Raw genomic sequence first — 26,738 nt, forward strand, 5'->3', positions numbered from 1 at the left:
TATTATGTCAACAATTATTGATGTTTATGCTCGCGAAGTCCTTGACTCTCGTGGTAACCCAACTGTAGAAGTAGAAGTTTACACAGAAAGCGGCGCTTTCGGACGCGCTATCGTACCAAGTGGTGCATCTACTGGTGAACACGAAGCAGTAGAATTACGTGACGGTGACAAGTCTCGTTACCTTGGTAAAGGTGTTGTTAACGCAGTAAACAACGTTAACGAAATTATCGCTCCAGAAATCGTTGGTTTCGACGTAACTGACCAAGCTGGTATCGACCGTGCTATGATCGAATTAGATGGCACTCCAAACAAAGGTAAACTAGGCGCTAACGCTATCCTTGGTGTATCTATGGCAGTAGCTCACGCAGCAGCTGACTTCGTAGGTCTTCCATTATACCGTTACCTTGGTGGATTCAATGCAAAACAATTACCAACTCCAATGATGAACATCATCAACGGTGGTTCTCACGCTGATAACAACGTAGACTTCCAAGAGTTCATGATCTTACCAGTTGGTGCTCCAACATTCAAAGAATCAATCCGTATGGGTGCTGAAGTATTCCATGCACTTAAAGCTGTATTACATGACAAAGGTCTTAACACTGCAGTAGGTGACGAAGGTGGATTCGCTCCAAACCTTGGTTCTAACCGTGAAGCATTAGAAGTAATCATCGAAGCTATCGAAAAAGCTGGTTACAAAGCTGGCGAGAACGTATTCTTAGGAATGGACGTTGCTTCTTCTGAATTCTACAACAAAGAAACTGGTAAATATGACCTTGCAGGCGAAGGCCGTACTGGCTTAACTTCTGCAGAAATGGTTGATTTCTACGAAGAGCTTTGCAAAGACTTCCCAATCATCTCTATCGAAGATGGTTTAGACGAAAACGACTGGGATGGTCACAAATTATTAACTGAGCGTCTTGGAAGCAAAGTACAATTAGTTGGTGACGATTTATTCGTAACTAACACTCAAAAACTTGCTGAAGGTATCGAAAAAGGTATCTCTAACTCAATCTTAATTAAAGTTAACCAAATCGGTACTTTAACTGAGACTTTCGAAGCTATCGAAATGGCTAAACGTGCTGGTTACACAGCAGTTGTATCTCACCGTTCTGGTGAAACTGAAGATGCTACAATCGCTGACATCGCAGTTGCAACTAACGCTGGCCAAATCAAAACTGGTTCTATGAGCCGTACTGACCGTATTGCTAAGTACAACCAATTATTACGCATCGAAGACGAACTAGGCGAAATCGCTGTTTACGATGGTATCAAATCTTTCTATAACATCAAACGATAATTGTAGAAAATAACGACAGACCGTGAGAAATCACGGTCTGTTTTTTTTATGCTAAAATTGTTCCCCCGTCATAAGTGACATGAAATGTTTAAAGAAACGGTTATAATCGAAATCAATTGCAATTTGATGACCCGGCCAATCAATAAATGGCTTTTGGTTCACTAAAGAACGAAATTCCCCTATGCTTGCTCCTTGTGCAGAGGATTCTGTCATGACAACGATAGGGGATTTGTGATACGTAAACATAGAGTTATCAAGTAAAGCGAGTATTGGCATTGTGTCATGGAAGGGGCTACCCTTTAAATGTGGTAGAGCATTTTTATAATAGCCGTAGTAATAATGATCGAATAACGGTTTGACGAGTGGGGCTTTTCCTTTTGCTTCAATATATTCAGCCATTTCTGGTGTAATGATGGAATATTGGGTGACGTTTAATGGATAGATGTACATGTTAGGTGAGGATTGAAGGACTATATTAGCGGCAGTAGGATCGCCATAAAAGTTTGCTTCAGAAATAGGGGTGACATTACCAGGATGTAAAAAGGCACCGCCCATTACGTAGTAAGATTTAATTTGTTTCATTAACTGTTTGCACAGGATAAATAAAATTGCTAGAGAGGTAAGTCTTCCTAAACTTACAATGATTAATTCATCTTTATACTGTTCAATAAGAGGAATCACTTCAAAGAAATTCTCCATTTCTCCGTTAGTCACATTCCCATTTGGAATAATTGGCCCAAGCCCTTGTTTCCCGTGTACTTCTGTAAAAAAAGCAGGCGGGGCACCAGTAAGAGGGCGTTCTGAACCACCGAATATCTTAATATTTCTATTCCTTGTTTCATTCTTAAGAAAATGAGCATTTTGTACGGCCATCTCTTTTGGAACATTGCCGTAATCTGCAACAATGCCGATGATTTCTATTTCATCGATAAAGAACGCTAATAGGAGAGCCATCGTATCATCAATGCCAGGATCACAAAAAATAAGAACTTTTTTGGGCATATGTTCACCACCTATCTTGTTTATATATATGTAAGCTTAAAGGTAAAAAGATTATTTTATTGAAATAATAACCTTTAAAATTCAGAAAATAAAAACTTCTTATATTAGGTCAAGGTTTTTGACTTAATTCCCTCTTGAAAATGTAGTCATATCAAGGTTGTAAGCGTATAACATAGGCGTTTTTTGCTGTCAAGTTGATAAATTGCAGCTTTTTACAATTTATACTATGATAAAGATATTAACAGAAGATCGTATAAACAAGAGGGATGATGAACATGAAATTTACAAAGATTCTTGTCCAAATTGCTGCTCTTTACGTTTTTTATATGGTTGGAACTTGGGTACAAGAAATGTTAAATATTCCGATCCCAGGAAGTTTGATTGGAATGTTCTTCTTACTTGTTTTACTTAGCCTAAAAGTTCTTCCAGTGAAATGGTTCGATTTAGGAGCAGAAACACTCGTTGCTATTATGCCGTTTTTATTAATTCCGCCAACGCTTGGCCTAATGAATTACGGTGCTTTTTTTATGAGTAAAGGAATTTCTCTTTTCATTACAGTTGTAGCGAGTACATTTTTAATTATTATTGTCGCAGGACATACAGGACAATATCTTGCGAATAGAAAGGAAAGAGAGTCGCGATGAGCAAAATATTAATCGGAATCGGTTGGGTTCTTTTTACGGTGCTATTATATCAATTATCTAAAAAAATCTATAAAGTATTTCCAACACCATTCACCATTCCAATGCTTGTAGCAACAGGATTAATGGCTTTCCTATTTATCGTGCTTGATATACCGTATCAACATTATATGGAAAGTGGTGGTGGCTGGATTGCAAAGCTGCTCGGACCCGGTGTTGTAGCATTTGCAATTCCTCTTTATAAACAACGTCACGTTCTTCAAAAATATGTTGTACCGATTGCCGGCGGGGTACTAGTAGGTACAACAGTTGCCATTGCAAGTGACTTTGCTATTGCGTCACTTATGGGAACAGATAAAAGTTTAATTTTATCTTCTTTACCAAAGTCGGTGACAATGCCGGTTGCGATGAGTGTTTCAGAGCAAGTAGGTGGTGTACCGTCATTAACAGCAGCTTTCGTTGTTATTGCAGGTATTACTGGAACGATTACCGGCCCGCTTTTATTAAAATGGAGCCGCGTTACAAACTCAGTTGGTAAAGGTATCGGATTTGGATGTGCTTCTCATATTATGGGCGTGATGAGAGCGATGAAAAATAATGAACATGAAGGTGTTATTGGATCGGTAACAATGACATTAACAGCGATTTTGACATGTTTGCTCGGGCCGCTATTTGCAATGATGTTCATGTAATGGAAGAAAAGCGAGAGCAACCTTATAGCTCTCGCTTTTCTATAGAATTTATGCTACAGTTACAATAACTGAATCTTTGTAGGAGGTACGCCAAGTGCATACGTTATTATCTGTTTTACTTATTATTGTATCGATTTTAATGATTGTTATGGTACTTATGCAGTCTAGTAATAGCTCAGGCCTTTCAGGTGCAATTTCAGGCGGTGCAGAGCAATTATTTGGTAAGCAAAAAGCACGTGGAATTGAAGCGGTATTAAACCGTATTACAATTGTTTTAGCTGTATTGTTCTTCGCATTAACAATTGGTGTTACGTACTTAAACTTATAGAATTGAAAGAAGAAGCGTTAGTAGATTATTCTAATGGTTCTTCTTTTTTGTTATTTGAAAAAAGTTTCTAATTAGATTATGGAAATATAAATATGGTACACTAGATATAGAAAGAATACGACTAGATTACAGAAGAGAAAGAGGAGAAATACATGATGAAATTAGCATCTCCGAAACCATTTACATTTGAAGGTGGAGACCGCGCTGTTTTATTACTACATGGATTCACAGGAAACTCAGCTGATGTACGTATGTTAGGGCGTTTCTTAGAAAAGAAAGGCTACACTTGTCATGCTCCAATTTATAAAGGGCACGGTGTACCACCAGAAGAGCTTGTTCATACAGGTCCTGAAGACTGGTGGCAAGATGTAACAGAGGCATATCAGCTGTTAAAAGATAAAGGCTTTGAGAAAATTGCTGTCGTTGGATTGTCACTTGGCGGCGTATTTTCTCTAAAATTAGGTTATACAGTACCGGTTTTAGGTGTAGTGCCAATGTGTGCACCGATGTATATTAAGAGTGAAGAAACGATGTACCAAGGTATATTGGCATATGCCCGCGAATATAAAAAGCGTGAGCAAAAATCACCAGAGCAAATTGAGCAAGAAATGTTGGAATTCCAAAAGACACCGATGAATACATTAAAAGCATTACAACAATTAATTGCTGACGTGCGTAACAATGTGGACATGATTTATGCCCCAACATTTGTTGTACAAGCGCGTCATGATGAAATGATTAATACAGATAGTGCGAACATTATTTATAACGGTGTAGAATCAACGTTAAAAGACATTAAATGGTATGAAGACTCTACGCATGTCATTACACTTGATAAGCAGCGTGACGAGCTACATGAGGATGTATATAACTTCTTGGAGCAACTAGATTGGTAAGATCTAGTTGCCTCTTTTTTTCATAAGGAATTTTTTGTGAAAACTGTAAAAATCATAAGGGGAGTATTGAAGTTTCGCTTTATACATCCCCTATCTTTCGGATACACTAAATAATATAAGGTTTTAAAGGAGGTATTTTTGCTTGGAAGAAATCATACAAGAACATATTGATAAGTTGTTATTATTTATGAGAGAAGAAGCGTATAAACCGCTAACGATACAAGAGTTAGAAGAGGCATTTGGGATTGAAGGTTCTGAGGGCTTTAAAGATTTCGTAAAGGCACTTGTAACGATGGAAGAAAAGGGACTTGTTATTCGTACTCGTAGCAACCGTTACGGTCTTCCTGAAAAGATGAATTTAGTACGTGGTAAGTTAATTGGACATGCACGTGGCTTTGCATTCGTTGTACCAGACGAGAAGAAAACAGGAGATGATGATCTTTTCATCCCACCTACAGAATTAAACGGTGCACTTCATGGCGATACAGTATTAGCACGCCTTAGTTCCCAATCGAGTGGTTCGCGTCAAGAAGGTTCCATTGTACGCATTTTAGAGCGTGGCACGAAAGAATTAGTTGGTACATATACAGAATCGAAAAACTTTGGATTTGTTATACCTGACAATAAACGCTGGACAAGTGACATTTTCGTATTAAAAAGCGCATCAATGGGCGCTGTAGAAGGTCATAAAGTAGTTGTGAAAATTACGAGCTATCCAGAGAATCGTTTAAGTGCAGAAGGTGAAGTTATTCAAATTCTAGGTCATAAAAATGATCCAGGAGTAGATATTTTATCTGTCATTCATAAACATCACTTACCTTTAGCGTTCCCTGAAGAAGTGATGGAACATGCAAACAGTGTACCAGAAACGATTTCAGAAGAAGATTTAAAAGATCGCCGTGATCTACGTGACCAAATGATTGTAACAATTGACGGTGCAGATGCGAAAGATTTAGATGACGCTGTTACAGTAACGAAGCTTGAGAACGGTAACTACAAGCTTGGCGTTCACATTGCGGATGTAAGCCATTACGTTCAAGAAGGTTCTCCAATTGATGTAGAAGCAGCGGAGAGAGCGACGAGTGTGTATCTTGTTGACCGTGTAATTCCGATGATTCCACATCGTCTATCTAATGGTATTTGTTCATTAAATCCGAAAGTAGACCGTCTGACGTTATCTTGTGAAATGGAAATCAACAATTTAGGTGATGTTGTAAAGCACGAGATTTTCCAAAGTGTAATTAAAACGACAGAGCGTATGACGTATGCTGACGTAAGAAGCATTTTAGAAGATGAGGACGAAGAATTAATTAAACGCTATGAGCCGCTTGTACCGATGTTTAAAGAAATGGGTCAATTAGCACAAATCCTACGTGAAAAACGTATGCGCCGCGGTGCAATCGACTTTGACTTTAAAGAAGCGAAAGTATTAGTAGATGAAGAAGGAAAACCGACAGACGTTGTTATGCGTGATCGTTCTGTATCAGAGAAGTTAATTGAAGAATTTATGCTTGTTGCGAACGAAACAGTAGCAGAGCACTTCCACTGGATGAACGTACCATTCATGTACCGTGTCCATGAAGATCCGAAAGAAGATAAGCTAGAGCGTTTCTTCGAGTTTGTAACGAACTTCGGGTATGCCGTAAAAGGACGTGCGAATGAAGTGCATCCTCGCGCGCTGCAACAAATTCTTGAAATGGTTCAAGGGCAGCCTGAAGAAGTAGTTATTTCAACAGTAATGCTTCGTTCTATGAAGCAAGCACGTTACGATGCAGAAAGTTTAGGTCACTTTGGTTTATCAACTGAGTTCTACACACATTTCACATCGCCAATTCGTCGTTACCCAGATACGATTGTTCATAGACTAATTCGTGAATACATCATTAACGGTAAAGTCGATAATGAAACGCAAGCAAAATGGCGTGAAAAATTACCTGAGATTGCAGAGCACTCTTCTAATATGGAACGTCGTGCTGTTGAAGCAGAACGTGAAACAGACGAACTGAAAAAAGCAGAATATATGCTTGATAAGATTGGCGAAGAGTATGACGGTATGATTAGCTCTGTAACAAACTTCGGTTTATTCGTAGAGCTTCCAAATACAATTGAAGGTCTTGTACATGTTAGCTACTTAACGGATGATTACTACCGTTATGATGAGCAGCATTTCGCAATGATCGGAGAACGTACAGGTAACGTATTCCGCATCGGTGACGAAATCACAATTCGCGTTATTAACGTAAACAAAGACGAGCGTGCAATCGACTTTGAAATCGTTGGCATGAAAGGTACGCCTCGTCGTAAGTTCAAAGACCGCCCAGTCGTTATCGAACAGCCAAGAACAGGCAGAAAGAAACGCGGTGGACGTAGCGAGCGTAGTAATGAGCGCGGCGGAGAACGTGGCACAGGTAGAAAATTTGACCGTGGTGGCAAAGGTAAAGGAAGAGGATCTGCATCCGCGTCCGCTAGCCAACCAGGGAAAAAAGATGGTAACGGTAAGAAGAAAAAAGCATTCTTCGAAAACGTACCAGGATTCAAGAAGAAGAAGAAAAAGCGTAAGTAAGAAAAGGATGGCTTCGCTTTGATGAAAAGCGAGGCTTTTTCTTTTTTGTTGGTGGCTAGAATGTTCGGCGGCTTCGCTTCTTCTCAGGGAGGCAAAGAGCGCCTCAAGGTCAGAAGCTCCATCCACCTCACATTCTGAGCGAACCACTTTCGCTTTTTGTTGGAATCCAGCTTCAGTGGCTAGAATGTTCGGCGGCTTCGCTTCTTCCCGAGAGGCAAAGAGCGCCTCAAGGTCAGAAGCTCCATCCACCTCACATTCTGAACGAGCCACTTTCGCTTTTTGTATAATCCAGCTCCAGTGGCTAGAATCTGTTGGCCATTTCACTCCCTCGGACGAAGCAAAAAGCGCTTCTCTGTCGGGAGTTCCAATGTCCAAAGATTCTAAGCGAGCCACTTTCGCTTTTTAGTAACATTTGTTACAATAGTAAAAATAGAGGAGGGACGTTATATGCCAAAAGGTTCAGGTAAGGTTATTGCACAAAATAAAAAAGCATTTCATGATTATTTCATCGAAGAAACATACGAAGCAGGGCTTGTCCTTCAAGGAACGGAAATTAAGTCGATTCGCGCTGGACGCGTGAACTTGAAAGATGCGTTTGCACGTGTACATAATGGTGAAGTATGGGTTCATAATATGCATATTAGTACGTACGAACAAGGGAATCGTTTCAACCACGACCCGCTTCGCACGAGAAAGTTACTTCTTCATAAAAAAGAAATTGAGAAGTTAGCTGGTGCTTCAAAAGAAACAGGATATGCACTAGTTCCAGTTAGAATCTATTTGAAAAATGGATTTGCGAAAATGGCACTTGGTTTAGCAAAAGGTAAGAAACAATACGATAAGCGTCATGATTTAAAAGAGAAAGAAGCTAAACGTGAAATTGCACGCGCGTTCCGTGATCGCCAAAAGATGTAATACAGATATTTACATTTGTAAAACGGCGCGCGTATGTTATAATAACTTATGTAAGGTTGTTGCACATTGAAAAACAGCTCTTAGTAGCTATCACGATATTTTCTTCGTATGCTCCATTTTTATCATGGGGACGTTACGGATTCGACAGGGATAGTTCGAGCTTAGGTTGCGAGTCGAGGGGATCGGCCTCGTTAAAACGTCAAAGCCTATAATTGGCAAACAAAACAATCTTTCTTTAGCTGCTTAATTGCACTAAAGGTTCCTCCCTCCATCGTCCATGTGGTAGGGTAAGGGACTCAAACTAAGTGGACTACGCCGGAGTTCGCCGTCTGAGGGCGAAGGAAGAGAACAATCAGACTAGCAACTTGGAAGCCTGTCGATAGGCTGAAGAGTTCGCGAAATGCTAATATATCGACTACACTCGTAGAAGCTTAAGTGCCGATATTTTTGGACGTGGGTTCGACTCCCACCGTCTCCACCAATACATATTTGGTGGTTTTTTATTTTGTATGATATGAACCATAATTTTGCCAGTTTGGTGAGGTTATGGTTCTTTTTGTTTTGTGGTTTTATAAACTGCTTAAGTTGATGGGGATGAGCCGGTACCCCTGAAACAGAAAAGGAAGAAGTGGTTATTAATGATAAGCAGGTAGATACTATAGCTGCTGGTAAACGCCCAATTGGTGAGTTTCTATTAATAAAATCATTTTATTCAAATCTTAATATGTTTTGTGTTTCTATACATACCTATTGTAAGATTATATAGAGTTCTCCTAATAAGCTGTTTGAATGGATTTTTTAGGGATTTAATATTTATAAATCTTAAATAATTTTTTATCTAACTAAGTTATATTGAAGTAGAGGTGAACCATCGGTGAGGCAGGTGTTAGTAATTAAAAATGAACGGTCTTTAGCAAAGAAAATCGTAAGCGGTTTAACGGAAGAAGGCCATTTCATTTTAAAACTTCACAATGAAAACGAAGGTTTAAATATAATATATGAACAAGATTGGGATATTATCATATTAGATTGGGATTCATTAAGCATATCCGGGCCAGAAATTTGCAGACAAATACGACTTGTTAAAATGACACCGATCATTATTGTGACTGACAATATTTCTAGTAAGGATTGCGTGGCAGGGTTACAAGCAGGAGCTGATGATTATATAAGAAAACCATTTGCGAAAGAAGAACTAGTAGCAAGGGTGCAAGCTATTTTAAGGAGAAGTGACTGTAACCAGCAACATGAGACAACCTTTTTTCAGTTTAAAGATCTTTTTGTTGATGCATCTAGCAATATTGTGAAAAAAGGTGGTAAAAATCTTTCACTTACTAAGCGCGAGTACGATTTACTTGTATTTTTAATTAAGAATAAAAATACAATATTGAGCCGTGAAATGCTTTTGAACCAAGTTTGGGGACATAACGTAGTCGTAAATCCAAATGTAGTAGACTTATATATTGGATATGTAAGAAAAAAGTTAAAGTGTGAGAAGAAAGACAGATATATTCAAACGATACATGGTAGAGGTTATTCAATGATTGAATGATAGAAATAAGATAATAGAAAAAACGAGTAAAACGTTTCATTTAGTTTTACTCGTTTTTTTCTTTAAATCAATAATCAAATAGTTTTTGAGAAGTATGAAAAGATGTAAAAAGTATATTTCTATCAGGCGAGGGATTATGAAAATATTAGCTATTAATGAGCCGGTTTTGTAGGGAAAACCATAGTTAGTCAACATGCTGGATTTCAAATGTTACTTTTCATATTTAATTTATGCTTGGTTTTATTAATTCACACCATTCACAAGATTTTCACAGAATTAATGACTATACTTATTTACAGGATGTTCAAATGAAAATGATTATCAATAGCAGTTTGGGTACATAAAAGTTACTGTCTAATTTAATCTATCGATGTTATCATTTTCGAACTAAATTACATAATAAGGAGTATACGTATGAAAAAAACTATGCTTTTAAAATTAGTAAGTATTCTAGCAATTTTCACTTTAATGTTAGTAGCTTGCTCAGATTCAGGTAAAGAAACTTCGAAAGCTACTAAAGATAATAGTAGTGATAAGCCAAAAACGGTTGAAATCACTGATGCTCATGGAAAGGTTACTGTTCCTGTAAATCCAAAGAATGTAGTTGCTTTAGATAATAGAACGTTTGAAACTTTAGCTGATTGGGGAATTAAATTAGCGGCTGCTCCACAGGATATTATGCCTGCAGATTCAGCGTATAAAAATGATAAAACAGTTAAAAATATTGGGAATCACCGCGAACCAAATCTTGAAATTATAGCAGCGGCAAACCCTGAACTTGTAATCGTTGGTCAAAGATTTGCTAGCCATTACGAAGAAATCAAAAAATTAGTTCCAAATGCAGCTGTTATTGATCTTAATGTTGATGTTTCTGAGAAAGCTACTAAGCCAGGTGAAAACTTAGTAAAAGGGCTTAAAGACTCTACAGTTACTTTAGGAAAAATCTTTGATAAAGATAAAGAAGCTAAAAAATTAGTAGCTGATTTTGATAAATCTATTGAAAAAGCAAAAGCTGCTTATAACGGAAAAGATAAAGTTATGAGTGTTATCGTTACTGGTGGAAATATTGGCTTTGCTGCACCGCACTCTGGTCGCGTTTGGGGACCTATGTATGAAATTTTCGGTTGGACTCCAGCATTAGAAGTTGCTAATTCTACTGCAGGTCATAAAGGTGATGACGTTTCTGTTGAAGCTATCGCACAAACAAATCCTGATTGGCTTTTCGTATTAGATCGTGATGCTGCAACATCTGATGCAGCTAAGTCAGCTCCTGCTCAAGATGTTATTTCTAAATCACCAGCTCTTCAAAACACAACTGCTGTTTCTAAGAAACAAGTTATTTATGCACCAGCAGATACTTACACAAATGAATCAATTCAGACTTATATAGAGTTATTTGGAAATATCGCAAAAACTTTAGCTAAGTAGTGTAAAGGAGCACGAAACAGTGTCAAAAAATATGATTTCTAGGGTTGAGAATATTTCTCAACCCCAGTTTTATAATCACAATAAAATATGGACAAAACCTTTTATAATAGCGGTTATAGTTGTTATAATTTTAGGGATTATATCACTGTTTACTGGCGTTTATGATATACGTGGACAAGAGGACGGAATGGAGATGTTTTTCATCACTCGTGTTCCGAGAACAGTGGCATTAATGCTTACTGGAGCTGCAATGGCGATGGCAGGGCTCGTCATGCAACTTATTACACAAAATCGTTTTGTTGAACCTACTACAACGGGGACAATTGAATGGTCAGGCTTAGGCCTGCTTTTTGTGTATTTACTATTTCCTGCCCCGACTTTAGTTCAAAGAATGACTGGTGCAATCATTTTTTCTTTTATAGGAACTATGATTTTCTTTCTATTTTTAAGAAGAGTTAAGCTTCGTTCGTCTTTAATTGTCCCGATTATTGGATTGATGCTTGGAGCCGTTATTTCTGCAGTGTCTACTTTTATGGGACTTCTTTTTCAAATGACGCAAAGTATTGAAACTTGGTTTGTAGGTTCATTTGCTAACATTCAGGTGGGAAGATATGAATATTTATGGCTGATTGTTATCGTTACTTTGCTTATTTTTATGTATGCGAATAGATTGACTCTAGCTGGACTAGGGGAAGATGTCGCAACAAGCCTTGGAGTTAATTATAATAGAATTGTTCTTTTTGGGACTGGCCTTATCTCTGTTGCAGTTGGAATTGTTGCAGCTGTTATTGGAAACTTACCTTTCTTGGGATTAATTGTTCCAAATATTGTTTCCATGTTTAGAGGTGATGATCTTAGAAGTAATTTACCTTGGGTGTGTGTGATCGGAATGGGAACAATAACTGCCTGTGACATCATTTCTCGAACAATTATAAAACCTTTTGAACTACCTGTTTCTTTAATACTTGCATCAGTGGGAGCAGTCGTGTTTATTACTATTTTATTGAGAAAAAGAAAACCAAGGAGGCTGCGATGATCACATTAGATTATAGAAATAAAGAAAATGTCGAAGTCGATTCTAGCCTTCATAATGAAAGTAGATCAGCTAGTGCTTTTCGTTCTAAGAAGGAAGCAAGACGCTATTGGATTGTACTGATAACATTGATTGCGTTAGGCCTCCTTTCTTCATACGGACTTTTAGTGTATAACAATCCAGTTCCGATAGATTCCCCTTCTTTTATCCCAGTTGTTAAGAGAAGGATAGTAGCTATTGTTGCAATGATTATTGCGGCAGTTTGCCATAGCTTGTCGACAGTTGCTTTCCAATCTATTACGAACAATAAGATTATTACTCCTTCGCTTTTAGGTTTTGAATCACTTTATTCAGCGATACATACGAGTACAATATTCTTCTTTGGTGCTAGTGCATTAATCAATTTTAATGGAATTGGATCGTTTTTATTTCAAGTCGTTGTTATGGTCCTCATGAGCTTGATACTTTATGGATGGTTACTTTCTGGTAAATACGGAAATTTACAACTTATGCTGTTAGTTGGAATTATTATTGGCACTGGACTGAATTCTATGTCAACTTTCATGAGAAAGCTACTTGCGCCTTCAGAGTTTGATATTTTACAAGCGAAATTATTTGGTTCTGTGAATCATGCAGATCCTGCATACTTTCCTATTGTAATTCCTATGATTATAGTTGTAGCAGTATTGATTTTTGCTCATTCTAAGAATTTGAATGTTTTGTCACTAGGGAAGGATGTTGCTACTTCTTTTGGAGTTAAATATCAACCTAGTGTAATTTATACGCTTGTATTAGTGGCTATTTTAATGTCTATCTCAACTGCTCTAATTGGACCACTTACGTTCTACGGCTTTTTAGTGGCAACTTTGAGTTATCAGGCGGCGGCAACTTATGATCATAGATATATTTTCCCAATGGCTTTTGCTATAGGATTTTTGATTATGACGAGTGCATACTTCTTAATGTATCATGTATTCAATGCTCAAGGTGTAGTATCAGTTATTATTGAATTATTTGGTGGAATCATATTCTTAACTATAGTTTTAAGGAAGAGGGCTTTATGATAAAAATTGATAATGTTAAAAAGTTCTATACTGATAAGGTGAAAATAGGACCTTTGGATATTGAAATACCAAAAGCAGGCTTTACTTCTTTAATTGGACCAAATGGCGCTGGAAAGTCTACGACACTTTTGATGATTGGAAGACTTTTAGATATGGACGAAGGTCAAATCCAGGTAGCAAATATGGATGTTTCTGAATCTAAATCAAAAGACTTAGCAAAAGTTTTGACTATATTGCGACAAGAAAATCATTTTGTAACGAGGCTTACTGTTAGACAATTAGTTGGATTTGGGCGCTTTCCTTATTCAAAGGGAAGGTTAACGAAAGAGGATGAAGTTATCATTTCTAAATATATCGACTTCCTAGATTTAACTAATTTAGAGAATAGATATTTAGATGAGCTTTCTGGTGGGCAAAGACAAAGGGCATATGTAGCGATGGTATTGTGCCAAGAGACTGAATATGTACTTTTGGACGAGCCGCTAAATAATCTGGATGTCGCTCGTTCTGTTCAAATGATGGAACATTTGAGACGTGCGGCTAATGAATTTGGAAGAACAATTTTGACTGTCATGCATGACATAAATTTTGCAGCTAAATACTCTGATAAAATTTGTGCGATGAAAGATGGACAAATTGCTGCTTTTGGAACAGTAGAAGAGGTTATGGACTCAACACTTTTGACGGATATTTTTGAAACAAAAATAGAGATTATTAATGGTCCTTATGGGCCAATCGCCGTTTATTAGTTAGAAAATGTATACTGTAGCTGCTGCCTGTATTTTATAGGCAGCAGCTTTTTTGTACGATTGCCTGTGATATTTATTGGTGACGCTTTGAGCGCTCACAATATGAGGTTGCATTTATTCCACTATTTGACGAGCGGTAAGCCCCCTACTGATTAAAGTTCACTTTATAAAAAAGCTCTTTTACATACGGTGAATGTTATTTTACCGTTTTTAAAATGTCGTAATCAAGAGGGGGGATTAATATTATGCTTACAGTGCGATTTTCGGTGTGGTGATATAATGTTTATGAGTGTTTGTTGTGTCGGTTTTTGTCGGTAAGTCGATATATTTCGAAAATCGCTGATATAATTGGAGTTGCGCTGATATATTTCGAAAATCGCCGATATAATTGGAGTTGCGCTGATATATTTGAAAAATCGCTGATATATTTTGGAGGGGGATAAAAATGATTGTGAAAGAGCGGAAAATGCCTGTACATTTGCTCCAATTAGAAGCTCTACTGAGAAGATTGCCTGCTCATCATTCAAAAAGAAATGTGGTGGTTGAAAATCTAGCGAAATTTATGGCCGGCTATAAAGGAGAGCAGTCGATTGAATATCCACTTAGTTTCTTACCCGAAACGGAATACAGTATTTTACATGATATTAGGTTGTTTGATCAGAAACATTATTTTCAAATTGATACCCTCATAGTTTCCTCATGTTTTCTTCTTTTTCTTGAAATAAAAAATATTGTTGGTACATTAATCTTCGACGCCAAGTTTAATCAGCTCATTAGAATATCAGATGGCACCTTGGAAGAAGGTTTTCCAGATCCATTTTTACAAATAAAACGGCAAGAGATGCAGCTGAAAAAATGGCTGAGTCTACATGGTATATATAATCTTCCAATTGAATCCCTCATTGTAATTAGTTCACCTCGTACAATTATTAAAACTTCAGATGAAATACTTTCTAGTAAAATTATCCACAGCGCAAATTTACCTAATAAAATAAAACAGATTAAAAATCAATATAAAGAAAAAGTGGTTAGCGATATAAATGGGTTTATAAATAAAATTATGAATGGGCATTCTTTACAGCGACAAAATATTCTTGCTCAATATAAAGTGAAAAAAGAGGAATTGCTAAAGGGCGTGCAGTGTGAGGAATGTTTTATAATAGCAATGTTAAAAGAAAAACAGGGATGGCGTTGCTCAAACTGTAATAGTACGTCTAAACATGCTCATTTACGTGCTTTACAAGACTACACACTTCTGTTTGGAACGATAACTACTAATAGTAAATTGAGGGACTTTCTTAATATGCAATCTAGTTGTGCGGTCAAAAGACTCCTCCAAACAATGAACATCCCCCATACCGGCACCAACAAAGGTCGGAAATATGATTTAACCCACCTCCAATTATAATTTTGCTATAATAAATGAATACCTACACGAAGGGGAGCTAAAAGAAAACATGAAGTCGTTTAATATTGATCATTTTATCGCAAGCATTTTACAGTGGATATTAAACATAGCGTTAATTATATTATCCATTGTCTTATCTATTTTTTTAATTAATGAGACGATTACTTTTATTCAATACATATTTTCAGCGAAGAAGTATACGTCATATAAGTTAGTTGAAAGTATTATCGTCTATTTCTTATACTTCGAGTTCATCGCATTGATTATTAAGTATTTTAAGTCGAATTATCATTTTCCGTTACGTTATTTCATTTATATCGGAATTACGGCGTTAATTCGTTTAATTATTGTATCTCATGAGGAACCGATGGAGACGTTGTTATATGCGGGATCCATTCTCGTTTTAGTCGTTGCTTTATACATATCAAATATGAGAGATTTGAGAAAAGAGTAGCAAAAAACCCCTAAATCTAGGGGTTTTTACTTTATCCCGCATTAACGGGCAGTAAGACCCCCATCTCAAAATTCAGAGGAAGCAAAGAAGTTAGGTGGGGGATCAACTGCCCGTAAAAGCCCGATTGGTTCAACTAATAATCAGTGGGGGATAAACAAAACCCCACTGATTAAAGTTTCACTTTATATAATATGAAATCCAATTAATAAAATAACGATGAACGTGATAGCGAATACGCCCCACCATAACGTATGAGTTTGTCCTCTTCTTTTCCTTGCTACGAGGATTTCCATCGACATAATAAGGATAAGAGCGAATACAGCTTTTATCATAGAAATGACAGGGAAGTTTTTAATGACTACCATTCCAATTCCTGAACCTAGCATAAGAACATAAAAGGCACGTTGTCCCCACAGTGTAAATTCTTGTTTGTTAAGCATGTAACTCATAATAAATAAGATGATAAGAATTGCCCATGATCCCGCGTGAATTTGATAAAACATATTAAGCATTATAGTTCACTCCCGTATGTATGTTGATTTTTTGAAAATAGGATTACGAATCCGATAGAAAGCATCGTCATCATGCCTCCTACTATGAAAGATACTGCCCCTTGTGATGTAAATATCATTGTGAAAAATATTGGTCCGATAATTCTTCCTAAACTATCAAATGAATAATTTAAGCCTGAAATGGTACCGTGATCGCTTTTTACTTGTTTTGTTAAAAAGGATAGAGTACAAGTTCGTACGAGCGCGTTTCCAGCTGTGAAGATGGATAAACAAATGCCGGCCCATAGTAAGTTCGTAATAAAAGGGATTAAAAATAGGCCTGTTGCAGAAATGATTTGTCCGATTATAATGTAGCGTTTTTCATCTCCGTTACGAATGTAGCGTATGAGTCCACCTTGTATACATGCATCTACTAGGCCGCTTGCTAAAAAGATTATGCCGATTTGTAATGGTGTAATGCCGATTGCTTGTTTGCCAAATAGTTGATAGGTACCTTCTAACCCAGCTAATGCCATAGAAATTGTGAAAGTAATGAAAAACAAGCCGATTGATGAAGCTGGTAAATGAATAAACTTTTTAAATGGATTTCCCGCATTTTTTTCACCTGCATTGTTTAAACTCTCTTTAAAAGTAAAGCATGTATAGAGAAATAAAATGACAAGAAGATTGCTAGCAATTTGGAACGGAACTGCATTTCCAAAATGGCTTAGCATCCCGCCAATTGCTGGACCGACAATAAAGCCCATCCCGATACAAGCACCCATCATTCCGATATAACGATTACGCTCAGTTTCATTTGTCATATCGACAATGGAAGCTGTTGCAGCGGTGTATAATGCACCGGCAAACAATCCATTTAGGCTTCTTGCGATGTATAAGCCAGTTAAATTATTAATCAGTAAACCTGTTAAGAAAAAACTAATGGAATACCCGAGTATGCCAATTAGTAGTACAGGACGCCGACCTGCTCGATCAGAAATCTTTCCCCAAAGTGGAGCTGTTAAGAATGAAGCGAGCGAATAAGAAGATAACAGCATTCCTAAATGATGCGACGGCACATGTAAATTTGTAATGATTTCTGGTAGAACAGGGATAATCATACCGAATCCTAAAAAGATGAAAAATTGAACGATCATTAACGGAACTATATTCCTTTTCATCATATCCTCCTTTACTCTTATTAATTAAATGACATATGACTAAATAGTCATATGGTTATGATAATGGTTTATTAAAAGGAGTACAATCGATATAATGAAATTGAAACAAATTATTCATAATTTAAAAGTCCAGTTAGGAGAATTTAGAATGTCTATTCGTTATGCATTACTTGGACTACTTTCAAAAAAAGAACAAACTGGTTATGACTTGTATCATACTTTTCAAGAACAACTCATTTATTTTTGGAATTCAAGTCATTCACAAGTGTATAAAGAATTATCAAAAATGGAGCAGGATAACCTGGTTACGTTCGAATATATTTATCAAGAAGGAAGTCCAAATAAAAAAATATATTCTTTGACGAAAGAGGGCGAAAAGGCTCTTGTTGAATGGATTATTCATTCGAAAACGAAGCCTCAACGTATAAAGGATGAGTTTTTATTAAAAGCCTCAAGTTTTAATGTTATTTCAGTAAGTGAAGCTATTTCACTATTACAGAAGGTAATTGATAGAGAAACACATGTAATGCGGGAAACTCAAAAATGGAAAGATTATAGTTTTCCGGATCAGTCGTCTATTCGTAAACAGGTGATCGGAGAGTATATTACTGTTGAATATGGAATAAGGTATTCAAAAATGTACATCGACTGGTGTGAATGGGCAATTGAAGTGTTAGAAACATTACGAGAAGAAGAGTAAGAGTAAGAGAAAGTAGTGCACACATAAGTTTGCACTACTTTTTTTATATCTTGACCTTAAAGTCACTTGAGACTTTACAATGAAATTAGGGCGTTTGAAATTGAAAAAAATTGAGAAATTAAGTGAAGAGGTTTCTTTTACTTGGAGGTTATAGAAATGAGTCAGGAATTGAAATTGCGTCCATTAGAGCGAGAAGATTTAAAGTTTGTACACGAACTGAATAATAATGCACATATTATGTCGTATTGGTTTGAAGAGCCGTATGAGGCATTTGTGGAGCTGCAAGATTTATACGATAAACATATACATGATCAAAGTGAACGCCGATTTATCGTTGAAAAAGATAATGAAATGGTTGGATTGGTTGAGTTAGTGGAAATCGATTATATTCACCGTAGAACGGAATTCCAAATCATTATTGATCCGAATTATCAAGGATATGGTTATGCAGTGGATGCGACGCGTTTAGCGATGGATTACGCTTTTTCTGTATTAAATATGCATAAAATATATTTAGTTGTGGATAAGGAAAATGAAAAAGCAGTACATGTTTATAAAAAAGTTGGGTTTATGGTAGAAGGTGAGCTTATCGATGAGTTTTTCGTTGATGGTAACTATCATAATGCAATAAGAATGTGTATGTTTCAGAAGCAATATTTTGAAAACAAGTAGTTGAAAGATTCGGAAGTAATGTTGACGCTTCGTAAAACTGTATGCTAAAATCCCTTTTAAGTATTAAGGAAGGTGCAGAATATGCTTTATATAAAATTTGTAAAACTCATTAGAAAACTTTGCTCCGCACAAATGTATACGGTGAAGCGTTGTACGGAGCTTAATCAAGGGGTATAAATCCCCTATATTCATCGGCTGAATAATTTTTGAAAAAAGTATAGTCTACCTATGCTTATTTCGTTATGGTTATTTAGCTGATGTATAAAATAGATTAAGGGGCCATAGACAATGCTTTGTCTATGGCCCTTTGTGTATATTATTCCAATGAGCTTTTACTGTAAATTGGATTAGTATGGAAAAAACCACGAAGCAGAGGGCTAGTGTCGAATGACGCTATCTCTCTGCTTTTTTTAATTTCAGGAAAAGAGGAATAAAAATGAGTTTACTTAAAGTTGAAAGTTTATCACATAGTTTTATAGATAAAGTATTATACGAAAATGCTTCTTTTGATTTGCATAAAGGGGAGCATATGGGAATTGTTGGACAGAATGGTGCAGGGAAAAGTACGTTACTGAAAATATTGGTGGGGGAAATTATTTCTGATAAGGGGAGTGTTAAGTGGCAACCTAATATTCAGATTGGACATCTTGATCAATATGCAGAAATTGATGGGAGCTATACTATTTCACAGTATTTAAAACGAGCTTTTTATGATTTGTTTGAAATGGAAAAGAGAATGAATAAGTTATATGAAGAAAGTGCGATGACTGGAGATGAGAATCAACTATTGAAAGCAGCTGAAATACAAGAGCAGCTTGAGGCTTGCGGTTTTTATTCAGTAGATAGCATAATAAACAAGGTGGCAGCTGGTTTAGGTATTGATGCTATTGGGATGGAGCGTATTATTGGTGAATTAAGCGGAGGACAACGGGCAAAGGTAATTTTAGCAAAGCTTTTATTAGAAGAGCCTACTATTTTATTACTAGATGAACCGACAAACTTTCTTGATAAAGAGCATGTTGAATGGCTTGCTAATTATTTAATGAATTTTGAAGGGGCGTTTATTGTCGTGTCTCATGATTTTGATTTTCTAGAAAAAGTGACTTCTTGTATATGTGATGTAGAGTTTGGAACGGTGAAGAAGTATTACGGAAAATACTCGGATTTTGTAAGACAAAAGGAGCATTTGCGAAAAGATTATATTCGTCAATATTATGCACAACAAAAGAAAATTGAAAAAACGGAGGAGTATATTCGTAGAAATATTGCTGGGGTCAATTCAAAAATAGCACAGGGACGTAGAAAGCAGTTGCAACGTATGGAAAGAATTGCGCCACCAAGTTTTACTCATAAACCGTCTATTCATTTTCGGGAACTTCCCATTTCAGTTCAGACAGTTCTGGAAGTAAATAATCTTGAAGTTGGTTACGATTTTGCTCTCTTACCAAAGTTGAATTTTTCAGTAATGGGTGGGAAAAAACTTGTGATTACAGGTTTCAATGGAGTAGGGAAATCTACTTTGTTAAAAACAATCGTTGGAAATATTGCTAGTATTTCTGGAGAGTTTCACTTTTCAGAGCAAATAAAGATTGGATATTATGAGCAAGATTTAAATTGGAGCAATGATTCTTTAACGCCGCTTCAAATTATTTCAGAACAGTTTCCTAAACTGAATAGGAAGGAAATACGCCATCATTTAGCTGCATGTGGTGTGAAGGATACGCACGTTTCGCAAGAAATTCGTACGTTAAGTGGTGGTGAACAATCGAAGGTGAAACTGTGCGGATTATTACTATCACCTTGTAACTTCTTAATTTTAGATGAGCCGACAAACCATTTAGATGCAGAAGCGAAGGAAGCTTTGCAAAAGGCACTAATTAAGTTTAAGGGTAGCATTATACTCGTATCTCACGAAGCAAGTTTTTATCTTGATTGGGCAGATAGCATCTTTCATATAGAGACGGGATTAGTTAAGGGGGTGTGAAACGTATGAGTGAAAACAATTGGAAAACGAAAATTATATTATTTTTGACCGCTCAAACGATTTCGTTGTTCGGTTCCTCTCTCGTGCAATACGCGATTATATGGTATATCACCCTTACAACATCATCGGGGATGATGTTGACCATTTCAACTGTTTGCGGTTTCATACCACAAATCGCAATTTCTTTATTGGCAGGTGTTTGGATTGATCGTTACGACCGTAAAAAAATGATTATGTTATCAGACGGGGTTATAGCAATTGCTACGTTAGTTTTAGCAGTTCTATTCTTAACAGGATATAAAAGTATTTGGTTACTTTTTATTGTGTTACTCATTCGTTCAGCTGGAACAGGAGTACAAACGCCAGCTGTGAATGCATTAATTCCGCAAATCGTTCCGAAAGAGTATCTGATGAAAGTAAATGGAATAAATAGCAGTATTACATTTTTAATTATGTTTCTTTCTCCAGCAGCAAGTGCGACGATTCTTTCTATTTCCAGCATTGAAACAACATTTTTTATTGATGTCATTACGGCTATGATTGGAATTAGTATTATGTTTATTATTCAGGTGGAAGGACATGCGAATGTAGAGGATAAGCAAAAATCTAATTTACAAGGAATTAAAGAAGGATTCTCTTATTTAAAAGAAAATGTATTTATTAAAAGGCTAATCGTTTTATTGATTATCGTCATGATTTTAATAAGTCCAGCTGCCTTTTTAACACCTTTAATGGTAACCCGTTCTTTCGGTGCAGAAATGTGGAGACTTACTGCTAGTGAGATGACTTTTAGTGCGGGAGCGGCAGCTGGTGGCATATTGATTGCAGCGTGGGGTGGTTTCCGTAATCGTATGCATACAACAGCGCTAGCTTGTGCGTTATATGGACTGCTTATGATTGGACTAGGGATCGCTCCGGTATTTATTATGTATTTAGTATGTAACTTTTTAATTGGTATAACAATGCCGTGCTTCAATACACCGGTTAACGTGTTATTGCAGGAAAAAGTAGAAACTTCCATGCACGGACGAATGTTTAGTCTTGTACAAATCGCTAATTCATGCGCCCTTCCTTTAGGAATGATACTATTTGGCCCATTGGCTGATATGTTTAGTGTAGAAATTTTGTTAATTTATGCTGGGATATTCGTGCTGTTATGTGCGATATATGTTGTAGTAAGTAAGAGGTTTGAAGTGTAAATATTCATGATTAAAAAGGTTTGTGAGGCAATTTAAGGTGCTTCATAAACCTTTTGTTTTAATTACAAATCAATAATCATTTATTGAAAAACGATAAAAAAATATTGACTTATAGTTTTATTGAATTTATTATGATGGTAGTAAAAAGGAATACAAATAAATGAATTATGAAGTTAAAGGAGAATATATTATGAAAAATAAATTTTTATTAGCTATCGTACTGCTATCGTTAGGAGTTACTTGTTTATTAATGCACGGGGCAACTAGTAAAATAGCGGATAATGGTTTGCTTGTAGAGCCTTTCTTTTTCCTAGTACCGATAAGTTATGTATTGTTCTTGAGTGGTATTGGTGTATTACTATTTGAAGTTATTACTTCGAAGTTGAAAAAGCAGTAATAGACAAAATAGAACTTTAGTCTGTGGGGCCAGCCTGATAGGTTATTAGCTTACGGCAAATGGAATTTTATGAGCTAAAACACCTACTATGAAATAGAAACATATAATATGGAAGAAAAATAATAAGTGAGTTGAATCATGATGAATCATTATTTTTATAATGATAGACGAATAGGAGCAGCTATTACTTTGGCTGGGGCACAGGGAACTATCCATGCTGTGAATCAAGTGATTCAAATGCAGCAACAAGCATATTTTGCACAAATGATGCAAGGGCAGTATATGTCGTACTCACAGCCTCCGATGCAAGTTGTACATTATGATGTGTATCCAGCTACTTTCTTTTCCATACCATATGGGGGGACTTATTTCTTATAGAAAAAAGCGACTAATAAGAGTCGCTTTTTTATATTCCGCCTAGCTTCATTCCAAGAAATGCGAAGAGGATACCCACTATGTAAGTAGCGCTTAAGTATAAAAGGAATATGCTAAAGTTTTTACGGTTGAGAAGCTGAACAGATTCTAGTTTAAACGTTGAAAATGTCGTGAAGGCACCCATAAATCCAGTACCTAATAATAATTGCCAACCTGTAGTGACTCCGTTGCCAATTATATATCCGAGTAAAAATGCTCCTGTTATATTAATGAGAAATGTAGCAATTGGAAAGGAAGTCTTATTTCTTTTTTTAAACCAATTGCTAATTGCAAATCGTGTAATCGCACCGAAAAATCCTCCTGTTGCTACTAATAAAGCTTCTATCATAAGTGATCACCTTCCGTAAGATGTTTCTTAAGTAAGAAATCACCTAATGTATAGCCAAGTCCAGACATAATGAGGCCACCAAGTATGCTGCATGATACATATAAGAAGGCTATGCTCCACTCAGAATGATTGATCAATTGAATAGTCTCTACACTAAATGTTGAAAACGTCGTAAAAGAACCGATAAATCCTGTCCCGATGCCTGTGATTACATCTGAAGGTAAGTTGTTGAGCTTAGCGATATACGTAGTCAGCCAAGCTAGTAAGAAGCATCCGGCTAAGTTAATAAGTAATGTAGCTAGTGGAAATGTATGATGCCAAAATTCATGAATAGTAAGACCTAAATAATAACGAGAAAGGACTCCTAATATACCGGCAATGCCGATCATAATATAAATCAATTTTCTCACCTCTTTAAATAGCTTGCTCAAAAAAATAGACTCCTACCAGTAGTTATACTGGTAGGAGTCATTAGCTAAGTAGCGTTTATGGCGAACTCCATCACCTATGATTATTACATATAGTGTACTAAACATTACGCTTGATTTCCAGTGAAGGAGTTAGGGGATTTTGTATTTTTGATAATGTAAGAGCAAGAGTTATTGTTTATAAACTAAATATAGTGATATAAGGTTTTTGATATGATAAAATATTTGTTATGTCTGTCATTCAGTTTTAGTTAACTGAAAATAAAGATAATTAAGTTGTGTGTTTTAGAAAAGGGGCGTTTATTTGAAGAAATTATTAAAAATAGTACTTATATGTATTTTAGTTGGGGTGGGAGTGGTAGGTGATTTTTTAGCGTATATGACACTTACTAAAGAACAGCCTGCTGATGTTATAAGTTTGCAGGTGGAAAATAATAAAGAGCGCGTATTAGCGACAGGAAATGAATTTAAAGTTACAACATTTAATATTGGATATGCTGGATTAGATAAGGATCAAGATTTCTTTATGGATGGGGGAAAGGGATCTGGTTCAAGCAGTAAAGCGCAAACGGAAACGAACTTAAAGAGTATGCTTTCGTTTTTACAAAATGAGAATAGTGATTTTGCGTTATTACAAGAAGTCGATATAAAATCAATGCGATCATTTGATGTGAATGAGCATGAGTTTTTGAAAAAAGGATTACCTGATTATGCTTCGTCGTTCGGGAAGAACTATGATACAAAATGGGTTCCCGTTCCAGTTACAAGTCCAATGGGATATGCGGAGGCTGGATTAAGTACGTTTTCTAAATACACTGTTCAAGAAGCGAAGAGATTCCAGCTTCCTGGAATGGAGCCTTGGCCAAAGCGTTTATTTGATTTAGATCGGGCGATTGTTGAACATACAATCCCTGTTAATAATGGAAAGCATGTTAGACTTGTAAACTTACATTTGTCTGCGTACGATGAAGGCGGGAAAATTAGAAAACAGCAAGTAGAGTTTTTAAAAGAATATATGAACAAGCATTATAAAAATGGTGATTACGTAATAATGGGCGGAGATTGGAATCAATTAGTTTCTGATGTTCAATTAAGTGATCCGAAGTTTGTGAAGGAGCGTCCTGAGTGGTTAGTAGAGTTACCGAAGGACTTTACTGATGGTGGCTTTAAATGGGCTGTAGACCCGTCTGTTATGACTGTGAGAGATGATGTAAAGAAATATGTAGAAGGTGAAAATTTCGTCACGATTATTGATGGCTTTATCGTTTCACCGAATGTTGAGATTGTAAATGTGCAAGGAAAAGATTTAAAGTTTGAAAATAGTGATCATAACCCAGTGAGTGCGGTATTTAAGCTGAAGTAATTAAGTGCAGAAGGTGGGACTATATATGGAATGGTTAAAGAAAACTTGTTTTTCTAACCTTGAGAAAGAATCACAGAAAAATCATTTATTGCTGTTTATTACAATTTGTAGTTTCTTCCTTGGAATCATCGCAATTGGGTATTACGGATATATTTTTACAGAGAGAGCAATCGCGTTTTGGGTTTGTGGCATTTCTGTCGTTGTATTTGGAACACTTCTTACTTTTATAAAAAGCATGGAAACGACGTATAAATATATCATGACATTTATGTTGCTTATGATGTCTTTCATTATGGTACAAGCTTTTAATGAAAGCCCAGCTGTATTTCAAATGGTCTATTTTACACTAGCCGTTTCACTTATTTATTTAAGTGAACGCCTCGTTGTAATTCTAGGCGGAGTGGCAGTTGTAATCACATTTATTCTTTGTAGTTATTGGCCAGAGCAATTTTTTGCTTATACAGCTGCATCTGAAGCTGCAAACTTCGCAAGCTTGTTAGCGATCGTAACAATCGCTATGTGGGGCGTCACGAAAATTGGTTCTAACTTGCTAGCTCGTTTAAGTGATGAGAAGCAAGAAGTAATGAGAAAAGCTCAGGAATTAGAAGAAACGCAAAGACTTATTGAGGAAACGGTTGTAAAACTAGATCGTAATTTCAATTATTTAAGACAAAATATGAATACATCGATGGAGTCGATGAGTGAAATCAATTTCGCTTTTGAAGAGGTAGCAGTTGGTACGCAATCACAATCAGAGATGATGCATCGTTCGGTAGAAGTATTGAATGATATGGAGGGGAATATTGAACAAATCATTTCTCAAGTAAGAAATGCATCGATTCGTGTTGATGAAAGCTTAGAAATTTCAAAGGGTAGTGTACATACTCTACGAAATTTTGAAGCGAATATGAGAAGTTTAAATGATGTTGTTTCACAATCAGGAATTATATTTAGAGATTTAATGATGCAATCGAAGCAAATTAATGAAATTGTAGATGTAATAACAAATATTTCAAGTCAGACGAGTTTACTAGCTTTAAATGCAAATATTGAAGCTGCAAGAGCAGGCGAACATGGAAAAGGATTTGCTATTGTAGCGAATGAAGTATTAAAGCTTGCTGAGGAATCGAATCGTTCTGCGGGAAGAATTCAAGGGATTTTGAAAGAGTTTAGTAATCAAGCAAGTAAGGTAGAAGTGCAGGTAGAGAAATCAGAAAGAGTACAAGAAGAGTGTAACGAAATGCTAGCAAGTGTTTTAACAAATGTAACGGATTTAGGAAAGTTTATTGATGCAATTAATGATGTAATGAGAGAGATTGTTGGTCATCAAGAAAATTTTCAAGTTAAAACGACGAATATCGTAAAGGATGTTACACATGCTTCCAATGTAATCCAGCAAACTTCTGCGGCGACAGAAGAAGTGTTAGCAAGTGTGGAAGAAGAAAAGCATCGAAATGATACATCAGTGAAGACATTACATACTGTTAGCGAGCAAGTGAAATTGTTAGAAGATATTTTAGAAAAGTAATATCACT

General features: G+C 36.3%; 27 protein-coding genes, 1 other RNA gene and 1 riboswitch. Of the genes, 23 read left to right on the plus strand and 5 right to left on the minus strand.

Going from position 1 to position 26,738, the window contains the following annotated elements:
• Positions 1-4 precede the first annotated feature (4 nt).
• A complete protein-coding gene (gene eno / locus FH036_RS20880) occupies positions 5-1,300 on the plus strand; it encodes a phosphopyruvate hydratase (RefSeq protein ID WP_000103957.1) in 1,296 nt (431 codons plus the stop codon).
• 51 nt (positions 1,301-1,351) lie between these two features.
• On the opposite strand, the gene FH036_RS20885 is transcribed toward eno, so the two are convergent.
• Complete coding sequence (locus FH036_RS20885) at positions 1,352-2,302, minus strand: nucleoside hydrolase (protein WP_001125028.1); 951 nt, start codon at positions 2,300-2,302, stop codon at positions 1,352-1,354.
• Between the two features lie 275 nt (positions 2,303-2,577).
• Between FH036_RS20885 and FH036_RS20890 the strand changes: the two genes are divergently transcribed.
• The 14 genes from FH036_RS20890 (at position 2,578) to psiE (ending at position 16,025) form a co-directional block, all read left to right on the plus strand.
• Positions 2,578-2,946, plus strand: a complete 369-nt coding sequence (locus FH036_RS20890; RefSeq protein WP_139896188.1) for a CidA/LrgA family holin-like protein — start codon at positions 2,578-2,580, stop codon at positions 2,944-2,946.
• A complete protein-coding gene (locus tag FH036_RS20895) occupies positions 2,943-3,635 on the plus strand; it encodes an LrgB family protein (RefSeq protein ID WP_000034948.1) in 693 nt (230 codons plus the stop codon). The genes FH036_RS20890 and FH036_RS20895 overlap by 4 nt, the downstream gene beginning before the upstream one ends.
• A gap of 94 nt (positions 3,636-3,729) precedes the next feature.
• Positions 3,730-3,963: a preprotein translocase subunit SecG gene (secG, locus tag FH036_RS20900; protein WP_000557262.1), complete on the plus strand. Its 234-nt coding sequence runs from the start codon at positions 3,730-3,732 to the stop codon at positions 3,961-3,963.
• Positions 3,964-4,118: 155 nt separating this feature from the next.
• The gene (gene estA, locus FH036_RS20905) at positions 4,119-4,859 is read left to right on the plus strand and encodes a carboxylesterase (RefSeq protein WP_000761976.1); all 741 of its coding nucleotides are present in this window, start codon (positions 4,119-4,121) and stop codon (positions 4,857-4,859) included.
• A gap of 142 nt (positions 4,860-5,001) precedes the next feature.
• Positions 5,002-7,422 carry a ribonuclease R gene (rnr, locus tag FH036_RS20910; protein WP_000391103.1) on the plus strand — a complete coding sequence of 807 codons (2,421 nt, stop codon included), beginning with the start codon at positions 5,002-5,004 and terminating at the stop codon, positions 7,420-7,422.
• 447 nt (positions 7,423-7,869) lie between these two features.
• Positions 7,870-8,337 carry an SsrA-binding protein gene (gene smpB, locus FH036_RS20915; protein WP_001123905.1) on the plus strand — a complete coding sequence of 156 codons (468 nt, stop codon included), beginning with the start codon at positions 7,870-7,872 and terminating at the stop codon, positions 8,335-8,337.
• Between the two features lie 126 nt (positions 8,338-8,463).
• Positions 8,464-8,818, plus strand: a transfer-messenger RNA (tmRNA) gene (gene ssrA / locus FH036_RS20920).
• 393 nt (positions 8,819-9,211) lie between these two features.
• Positions 9,212-9,889 carry a response regulator transcription factor gene (locus FH036_RS20925; protein ID WP_001250246.1) on the plus strand — a complete coding sequence of 226 codons (678 nt, stop codon included), beginning with the start codon at positions 9,212-9,214 and terminating at the stop codon, positions 9,887-9,889.
• Between the two features lie 414 nt (positions 9,890-10,303).
• Positions 10,304-11,317 (plus strand): siderophore ABC transporter substrate-binding protein, encoded by a 1,014-nt coding sequence (locus FH036_RS20930; RefSeq protein WP_139896189.1) that lies wholly within the window; start codon positions 10,304-10,306, stop codon positions 11,315-11,317.
• Positions 11,318-11,336: 19 nt separating this feature from the next.
• A complete protein-coding gene (locus FH036_RS20935) occupies positions 11,337-12,353 on the plus strand; it encodes an ABC transporter permease (RefSeq protein ID WP_000042069.1) in 1,017 nt (338 codons plus the stop codon).
• On the plus strand, positions 12,350-13,414 hold the full coding sequence (locus FH036_RS20940; protein ID WP_000631130.1) for an iron chelate uptake ABC transporter family permease subunit: 1,065 nt from the start codon (positions 12,350-12,352) through the stop codon (positions 13,412-13,414). The genes FH036_RS20935 and FH036_RS20940 overlap by 4 nt, the downstream gene beginning before the upstream one ends.
• Positions 13,411-14,163, plus strand: a complete 753-nt coding sequence (locus FH036_RS20945) for an iron ABC transporter ATP-binding protein (protein ID WP_000590067.1) — start codon at positions 13,411-13,413, stop codon at positions 14,161-14,163. Before FH036_RS20940 ends, FH036_RS20945 begins: the two co-directional genes overlap by 4 nt.
• A gap of 445 nt (positions 14,164-14,608) precedes the next feature.
• Positions 14,609-15,571 (plus strand): nuclease-related domain-containing protein, encoded by a 963-nt coding sequence (locus FH036_RS20950; RefSeq protein ID WP_044790912.1) that lies wholly within the window; start codon positions 14,609-14,611, stop codon positions 15,569-15,571.
• 49 nt (positions 15,572-15,620) lie between these two features.
• Entirely contained in the window at positions 15,621-16,025 is a 405-nt protein-coding gene (psiE, locus tag FH036_RS20955) for a phosphate-starvation-inducible protein PsiE (protein WP_044790911.1), read from the plus strand.
• A gap of 182 nt (positions 16,026-16,207) precedes the next feature.
• Here the strand turns inward: psiE and FH036_RS20960 are convergent, their stop codons facing one another.
• Complete coding sequence (locus tag FH036_RS20960; RefSeq protein WP_000933661.1) at positions 16,208-16,537, minus strand: DUF1516 family protein; 330 nt, start codon at positions 16,535-16,537, stop codon at positions 16,208-16,210.
• Positions 16,537-17,697, minus strand: coding sequence for an MFS transporter (locus FH036_RS20965; protein ID WP_139896190.1), 1,161 nt, complete (start codon positions 17,695-17,697; stop codon positions 16,537-16,539). The genes FH036_RS20960 and FH036_RS20965 overlap by 1 nt, the downstream gene beginning before the upstream one ends.
• A gap of 94 nt (positions 17,698-17,791) precedes the next feature.
• On the opposite strand from FH036_RS20965, the gene FH036_RS20970 reads away from it, so the two are divergent.
• From FH036_RS20970 to FH036_RS20995, 6 genes are all read left to right on the plus strand, one after another.
• Positions 17,792-18,397, plus strand: coding sequence for a PadR family transcriptional regulator (locus tag FH036_RS20970; RefSeq protein WP_014481787.1), 606 nt, complete (start codon positions 17,792-17,794; stop codon positions 18,395-18,397).
• Positions 18,398-18,553: 156 nt separating this feature from the next.
• Positions 18,554-19,069, plus strand: a complete 516-nt coding sequence (speG, locus tag FH036_RS20975; protein ID WP_000076830.1) for a spermidine N1-acetyltransferase — start codon at positions 18,554-18,556, stop codon at positions 19,067-19,069.
• Positions 19,070-19,505: 436 nt separating this feature from the next.
• Entirely contained in the window at positions 19,506-21,053 is a 1,548-nt protein-coding gene (locus FH036_RS20980; protein ID WP_139896191.1) for an ABC-F family ATP-binding cassette domain-containing protein, read from the plus strand.
• Positions 21,054-21,058: 5 nt separating this feature from the next.
• A complete protein-coding gene (locus tag FH036_RS20985; RefSeq protein ID WP_139896192.1) occupies positions 21,059-22,252 on the plus strand; it encodes an MFS transporter in 1,194 nt (397 codons plus the stop codon).
• A 190-nt stretch (positions 22,253-22,442) separates the two neighbouring features.
• A complete protein-coding gene (locus FH036_RS20990; protein ID WP_001995599.1) occupies positions 22,443-22,649 on the plus strand; it encodes a DUF3955 domain-containing protein in 207 nt (68 codons plus the stop codon).
• Between the two features lie 138 nt (positions 22,650-22,787).
• On the plus strand, positions 22,788-23,027 hold the full coding sequence (locus tag FH036_RS20995; RefSeq protein WP_000980951.1) for a DUF3947 family protein: 240 nt from the start codon (positions 22,788-22,790) through the stop codon (positions 23,025-23,027).
• Between the two features lie 28 nt (positions 23,028-23,055).
• Here FH036_RS20995 and crcB (FH036_RS21000) read toward each other — a convergent pair whose 3' ends face one another.
• On the minus strand, positions 23,056-23,412 hold the full coding sequence (crcB, locus tag FH036_RS21000; protein ID WP_000568594.1) for a fluoride efflux transporter CrcB: 357 nt from the start codon (positions 23,410-23,412) through the stop codon (positions 23,056-23,058).
• Complete coding sequence (gene crcB, locus FH036_RS21005; protein ID WP_139896199.1) at positions 23,409-23,813, minus strand: fluoride efflux transporter CrcB; 405 nt, start codon at positions 23,811-23,813, stop codon at positions 23,409-23,411. The genes crcB (FH036_RS21000) and crcB (FH036_RS21005) overlap by 4 nt, the downstream gene beginning before the upstream one ends.
• Positions 23,814-23,867: 54 nt before the next feature.
• Positions 23,868-23,927: riboswitch (Fluoride riboswitch) on the minus strand.
• 217 nt (positions 23,928-24,144) lie between these two features.
• On the opposite strand from crcB (FH036_RS21005), the gene FH036_RS21010 reads away from it, so the two are divergent.
• Together FH036_RS21010 and FH036_RS21015 are read left to right on the plus strand one after the other, a co-directional pair.
• The gene (locus FH036_RS21010) at positions 24,145-25,203 is read left to right on the plus strand and encodes an endonuclease/exonuclease/phosphatase family protein (RefSeq protein ID WP_139896193.1); all 1,059 of its coding nucleotides are present in this window, start codon (positions 24,145-24,147) and stop codon (positions 25,201-25,203) included.
• Positions 25,204-25,228: 25 nt separating this feature from the next.
• On the plus strand, positions 25,229-26,731 hold the full coding sequence (locus tag FH036_RS21015; RefSeq protein ID WP_139896194.1) for a DUF4077 domain-containing protein: 1,503 nt from the start codon (positions 25,229-25,231) through the stop codon (positions 26,729-26,731).
• Positions 26,732-26,738: the final 7 nt, after the last annotated feature.

The organism is Bacillus sp. CD3-5, assembly GCF_006349665.1.
GTDB classification, from domain to species: domain Bacteria; phylum Bacillota; class Bacilli; order Bacillales; family Bacillaceae_G; genus Bacillus_A; species Bacillus_A paranthracis.